The 6,063-nt window shown below is 38.4% G+C and carries 5 protein-coding genes; 2 read left to right on the top strand and 3 right to left on the bottom strand.

All coding sequences use genetic code 11. The features are described from left to right. Nucleotides 1-277: 277 nt before the first annotated feature. From V7266_RS30085 to V7266_RS30075, 3 genes are all read right to left on the bottom strand, one after another. Entirely contained in the window at nucleotides 278-1,279 is a 1,002-nt protein-coding gene (locus tag V7266_RS30085) for a GIY-YIG nuclease family protein (RefSeq protein ID WP_335472933.1), read from the bottom strand. A 108-nt stretch (nucleotides 1,280-1,387) separates the two neighbouring features. Further along, a complete protein-coding gene (locus V7266_RS30080; protein ID WP_335472932.1) occupies nucleotides 1,388-1,753 on the bottom strand; it encodes a DoxX family protein in 366 nt (121 codons plus the stop codon). Nucleotides 1,754-1,873: 120 nt separating this feature from the next. Beyond that, nucleotides 1,874-2,038, bottom strand: coding sequence for a hypothetical protein (locus tag V7266_RS30075; protein WP_335472931.1), 165 nt, complete (start codon nucleotides 2,036-2,038; stop codon nucleotides 1,874-1,876). Nucleotides 2,039-2,386: 348 nt separating this feature from the next. Here V7266_RS30075 and V7266_RS30070 point away from each other — a divergent pair, with 348 nt between their 5' ends. Both V7266_RS30070 and argH read left to right on the top strand, forming a co-directional pair. Next, complete coding sequence (locus tag V7266_RS30070; RefSeq protein WP_335472930.1) at nucleotides 2,387-3,832, top strand: DEAD/DEAH box helicase; 1,446 nt, start codon at nucleotides 2,387-2,389, stop codon at nucleotides 3,830-3,832. Nucleotides 3,833-4,117: 285 nt separating this feature from the next. Continuing rightward, complete coding sequence (gene argH / locus V7266_RS30065; RefSeq protein ID WP_335472929.1) at nucleotides 4,118-5,653, top strand: argininosuccinate lyase; 1,536 nt, start codon at nucleotides 4,118-4,120, stop codon at nucleotides 5,651-5,653. Nucleotides 5,654-6,063: the final 410 nt, after the last annotated feature.

Genomic DNA, 6,063 nt, shown 5'->3' with positions numbered 1-6,063 from the left:
TGAGAAAGCTGTCCGAACCTGGGTCGCCTTTGGACAAGGGAAGGCAAAAAAAATGAGAAAGCTGTCTGAACCTGGGGCGCCTTCGGAACAAGGGAAGGCAAAAAAATGAGAAAGCTGTCCGAAGATGGGTCACCTTCGGACAGCCTTAGGTGATGTCCTGCTTATCTTGACGGAATCTAACTAACAGTCTTTCCAGATTTACTTTCTTATTCATTCCGAATTAGCCCCAATTATAGCATAGGTAATACCAGTAGTTTTATCATCTGTTGTCAGTTTACTAAAGTAATTCTTTAAGTACATCTTCAATAAACGACTCATTCCCAACCTCAAGCCATTCATCAAGAATAATCTGATAACGACAATTTCCGCTTTTTAAATAACTGTAAATAATTTGCGCCTCATCAATTTCATCTTTATTAATAATAAGGGGAGAGGTAAGGCCGCTATTTTTAATATAAGTAAAAATGTCCTTCGTTATTGTCTCAAGATTTTGTTGGGTATTTATTTTTTTGCTAAATAAAAGTTTGTTTCCCTTTATGAGAAAAAGCTTAAAGGTCGATTCAGTAATGGATTCAGCCACGACAATATTTTGATTGGCTTCCGTGAACTCGATGACCTGCTCTTTATAGAGGAGGGCATTGATCGTTTCAAGGATGTTCCGATACTTAACCGCAGCTTCAAACTGGAATTGTTCAGAAGCAGCTAACATCCTCTGCTCGATTTCCTCTAGTATTTCTGTGTCTGTCCCATTCAACAGAGCAATGATTCTGTCCAATATTTGATTATATTGTTGCAAAGCTGAACCTCCAAGACACATTCCGATGCACATTCCTAAAGAATAATTTAAACAGGGGCCATTTTTCATCGAAGGGTTGCTGCAACTTATTTTAAAAGCTTCTTTTATACCATTGATGGCTCTTTCAACGGTGTACTTGTTAAGAAAAGGACCGAAATATAAATTCCCATCATTCACTTCAAAGTACTGTGACATTTTAAGAACCCGTTTGCCTTCCTCCATTTTTATTACGAGGTAGGTGTAGGATTGGGTACTTTTCATTTTTTTGTTAAAATGAGGCTTTAATTCCTTGATTAGTTTGCATTCCAGCAGAAAAGCCTCGAATTCAGTGTCCGTCAGAACATAGTCAAAATCGTAAAGGTTAGCCGCCATCTTTTTAATTTTTTGAGGATGGGCTTTGGAATGTTGAAAATAAGACTGCACCCGCCTCTTTAGGTTTTTGGCCTTTCCGACATATATGATATGACCATATGAATCTTTCATCAAATACACCCCAGGAGTTAGGGGCAGGGTCTTTACCTTTTCTTTTAGTTTCATCGTGTGTTCACTCACCAAATATAATAGATAGTATTATTTTAGCACATGAAGGGATTATCTAGGATACTGCTTATATAGATAAATAAGCAAAACTAACATCACAATATCTAAACGAGCTTGAAAAGCGAATGCTAGAAAATCAGTATGTAATAACGGAATCTTTGTTACGAAAAGAGCAACGATCATGATGCCAATTAGAGGTACGACCGCATTTTTAACAGATTTATTGACTAACAGTAAAATTCCGCAAACCATTTCTAGGAAAATAACCAGCTTTAACATTAACTGAGGATAGGGCAGTCCTAATCCAAGGAAATGGTTCGCCAATTCAGAACTCATTAATTTCATAAGTGCAGAGGTAATAAAAACATAGGCTACTGCATACCTGATTAGGCTATTTGCTGATAAATAGGTTTTCATGAAAAATCCCCCTTTGTACATCTTTATGCATGAAGAGGGACAGACCATTACAAAAACACCAAATAACGAGAAAATGTGGAGTGCGAGGCAGAAAAATAAAAAACCACTTGGCGTGGTTTTTTAATCGCGCAATGATCCTGCCTCTCGGGAGGTTATTGCACCCTGTCCTTGGCTTACATCTTTTTGAATTTCTTGTTTTACTTTTTGTGTATTAGTTCCTGCAAAGTCTGGATTCATAATCGAACCGGATCCCAAATTCTCTTTAGTTTGTTGATTCTGCTGCATAAAAGCCCTCCTCCATTTATTGTTAACAATCTTATTAGTAGAACCAATAAATAGGAAAATATAAACAACTCATTTTTGAGTTGAATTTTTCTTCCTCATTTCTAGATAGGTTCTCCTGATTCAGCTTCAAATATAGCTATCTTTTTCATGCAAGAGAAAGGGAAGAAACACGGTATCAACCCGGACATTCGTTAAAAAAGAGGGCAAATCGTGGAAAGACCTGTATGAAACGTTTATGTATGCGAAAGTTTCAAGTATAATGAACCATATTCAGATTATGCATATGATATTTCTTTGAAAGAAATCCTATAGATAAGCCGGATAAATACAAAAAAACGAGGTTAATACATGAGTGAAACAAGATTTGAAGATTATAATTTAAGCGCTGAAATAAGGAGATCTTTAGAGGTATTAAAATACGAAGCTCCAACAGAGGTTCAGAGTAAAGTCATTCCATTAGCATTGTCTAATCAAGATCTTGTCGTAAAATCTCAAACAGGCAGCGGCAAGACTGCGTCCTTTGGAATTCCTATTTGCGAAATGATAGAATGGGAAGAAAAATTACCACAGGCCTTAATCCTGACACCAACCAGAGAACTGGCTGTTCAAGTTCGCGAAGATATTACGAATATTGGCAGGTTTAAGCGGATCAAAGCAATGGCCGTTTACGGAAAAGAACCTTTTACGAAACAAAAAGAAGAATTGAAACAAAAAACTCATGTAGTTGTGGGTACCCCAGGACGTGTTATGGACCATATTGAAAGAGAAACCCTAATTTTAGATAAAATAAAATATCTAATTATAGATGAAGCTGATGAGATGCTTAATATGGGTTTTATCGATGAAGTAGAAGCAATTATAAATGAACTTCCTTTGAACAGAGTAACAATGGTATTTTCGGCAACATTACCTAAAAATGTTGAAAACCTCTGCCATAAGTATATGGAAAATCCGATTAATGTTGAGATTGAGGCAGGCGGGATTACGACGGATACAATCGAACATCGTTTAATCGAAGTGAAGGAAGATGAAAAAATTTCACTCCTGAAAGACGTTACCGTTGTTGAAAATCCAGACAGCTGCCTTATTTTTTGCCGTACAAAAGAACACGTTGATACTGTTTATACCGAATTGGAAGAATCTAATTATTCGTGTGAAAGACTCCATGGCGGATTAGAACAGCAAGATCGGTTTGCGGTTATGGATGGGTTCAAAATGGGGAATTTCCGTTATTTAGTTGCCACCGACGTGGCGGCAAGAGGAATTGATATTGATAATGTGACACTTGTTATCAACTATGATGTTCCAATGGAAAAAGAGAGTTATGTCCACCGGACTGGCCGAACCGGCCGCGCAGGTAATGAAGGAAGAGCGATTACGTTTGCAACTCCTAATGAAGTAAAATTCGTTAAAGAAATTGAAAAGTATATTGGCTTCGAAATCCCAATAATGGATGCACCAAAGCCACATCAAGTTGCTGATAAGAAGGCTGCTTTCGAAGAAAAAATCAGCGGCCGGAGAGCCGTAAGAAATAATAAAACCGCAAGAATTAACCAAGATATCATGAAACTATATTTTAGCGGTGGAAAAAAGAAGAAGCTTAGAGCGGTTGATTTTGTTGGAACGATTGCGAAAATTCCTGGTGTAACTGCGGATGATATTGGCATTATTACGATCCAGGATCAAATGTCCTATGTTGATATTTTGAATGGAAAAGGTTCGCTTGTTTTACAGGCTATGGAGAATACAACCATAAAAGGAAAGAAGTTAAAAGTTAGTAAAGCCCTTAAATAATTTACCTCGAGAAGGACGATATGCTGCGCATAATCGTCCCATAATTTATTCTGGCTAATTCCCGAATGATATACGGAACTCACAATAATAAAAATTTTTAGAATATATCGAAAGAAAAGTAAATTATTGTTATAATTAAATATCCAATAGGAAGAATTAAAAATTAGATGTCTTCCGGACAACCGAAGTCATGAACATACAATGTTCATGCTTTTTTTATAAGTTTAAAAGGCTGGAGACCAAAATAAACAACAGATTGCATGGGATTTTTTAGGGGGGATTGTGATGAATAGCAAGGAGAGCATTTTTGAAAAGGAAGGAAAGAAGTTTCCTGGATCGACCTATTCTGAGGTAGTATTGGCACCAGCATTTGAACACGCCAAGAAAACTTTACTAGAGCCGATGCTCGCCGTCCATAAAGCTCACCTGATCATGCTGGTGGAAGAAGGGTTGTTAGAGCTGAGTGGAGCTTCCCAAATCCTGGCAGGTATCTCTGCACTCGATAAGGAGGCCCTTATTCAATCCACTTATGATGGACAGTATGAAGATCTCTTTTTCCTTGTAGAAAGCCAAATAATGAATGTTGCGGGTGAAATTGGTGGAAGTTTGCACCTTGCCAGGAGCCGGAACGATATGGGTGTGGCCATGTACAGGATGGTTCTTAGGGACAAAATTCTCCTCGCTATCGAGGCGCTGCTTTCCTTTCAAGAAACACTTTTGAAGGTGATGGACACCTATAAGGAAACCATTGTCCTAGGGCATACTCATACGCAGCAGGCCCAGCCGATGACGTTCTCCCATTATCTTCTAGGTATGTACGATGTCGTTGACCGTGACTTAAAAAGGTTGAAAGCAGCCTATGATACATGTAATGCCAGTCCTCTCGGCGCGGCGGCCCTGACTACGACCGGATTTCCGATTGACCGAAATAAAGTCGCAGAGTTATTAGGATTCCCGAAAATCATTAAGAGTGCTTATGATTCGATTGGCGGTGCTGATTATCTAGGGGAAATTGCCACAGCGATCCAATTAACCTTTATCAATCTCGGCCGGTTTTCACAAGATCTTCTCTTATGGTCCAGTCAGGAATTTTCAGCAATTCGTGTGGCAGACCCCTTTGTACAAACCAGTTCGATTATGCCGCAAAAAAGAAATCCTGTTTCACTTGAGCATATTCGTGCCTTAAGCTCTAGCGGCATTGGAAATGCCCAAACCGTACTCCAAATGTTACATAACACACCATACGGAGATATAAACGATACGGAAGATGACCTTCAGCCGTATTTATGGAAGGGCCTGCACCTCATTGATCAAGTTTTTCGGTTAACAAAAGTAGTGGTTGGAACAATTGAAGTAAATGAAGCTCAGTTAAAGAGAAGGGCCCAAGAAAGTTTTGCGACGATTACGGAATTAGCCGACACCCTGTTTAGGGAAGCGAACATCCCGTTCCGGACTTCTCATTCAATAGCTAGCCAGGTGGTGAAAATTGCCTTGGCCAAAGGACTAAATGCGACTCATGTCACATCTGCACTCGTGGATGAAGCGGCAAAAGCAGTTGTAGGAATTCCGTTGAATTTACCGGAGGAAACCATTCGCACAGCCATGGACCCAGAACACTTTGTGAAAATTCGGTCTCTGCCTGGCGGACCGGCACCGGAGGAAATGAAACGGGCCATTGTGGAAAGAAAAGCTAGTCTGCACCACCATATTTCTTTATTCCATACTGAGGTTAATCGAATTAAAGTTTGTATGGAAAAACTGGATCAACTGACAAGCCATTGGGCAAAGAAGGATGAAGACGATATCCATACAGGACAATGATGAAGGAGGCAGTTAATACTCTTATTAAGCCGGAAAAAGAAACAATTAAATCTCGTTAATTTTATTTTAATTAAATCCTACTTGATTTATAGGATTAATGAGTTTTATAATATATATATATAACTAAATGGGAAATTAAGTAAAAGCTGACTGATCTACCAGAGGCTCTTTATTTAGGATGAATTGTTCTCCTAAGTAGGGAGCCTCTCAATTTTAGAGGGGATTCAATTAAATAAATTTGAAAAAAGGAGAGTATCTGAAAGGGGCATTTTTATGGACCATAATGAGCTGAAAATGTGGGTAAATGATTATTTAGATTTGTACCTTTATGCAAAAAGTATGAATGATCATTTGTGGCAACAAGAAATCATTGAAAAACTACAAAATTCCCATCACGATATCATAAATGA

This window comes from Neobacillus drentensis (genome assembly GCF_036965645.1).
Lineage (GTDB): Bacteria > Bacillota > Bacilli > Bacillales > Cytobacillaceae > Neobacillus > Neobacillus drentensis_D.
Note: the sequence above shows the minus strand (reverse complement) of the source record. Positions and strands in the feature narration are given on the sequence as shown.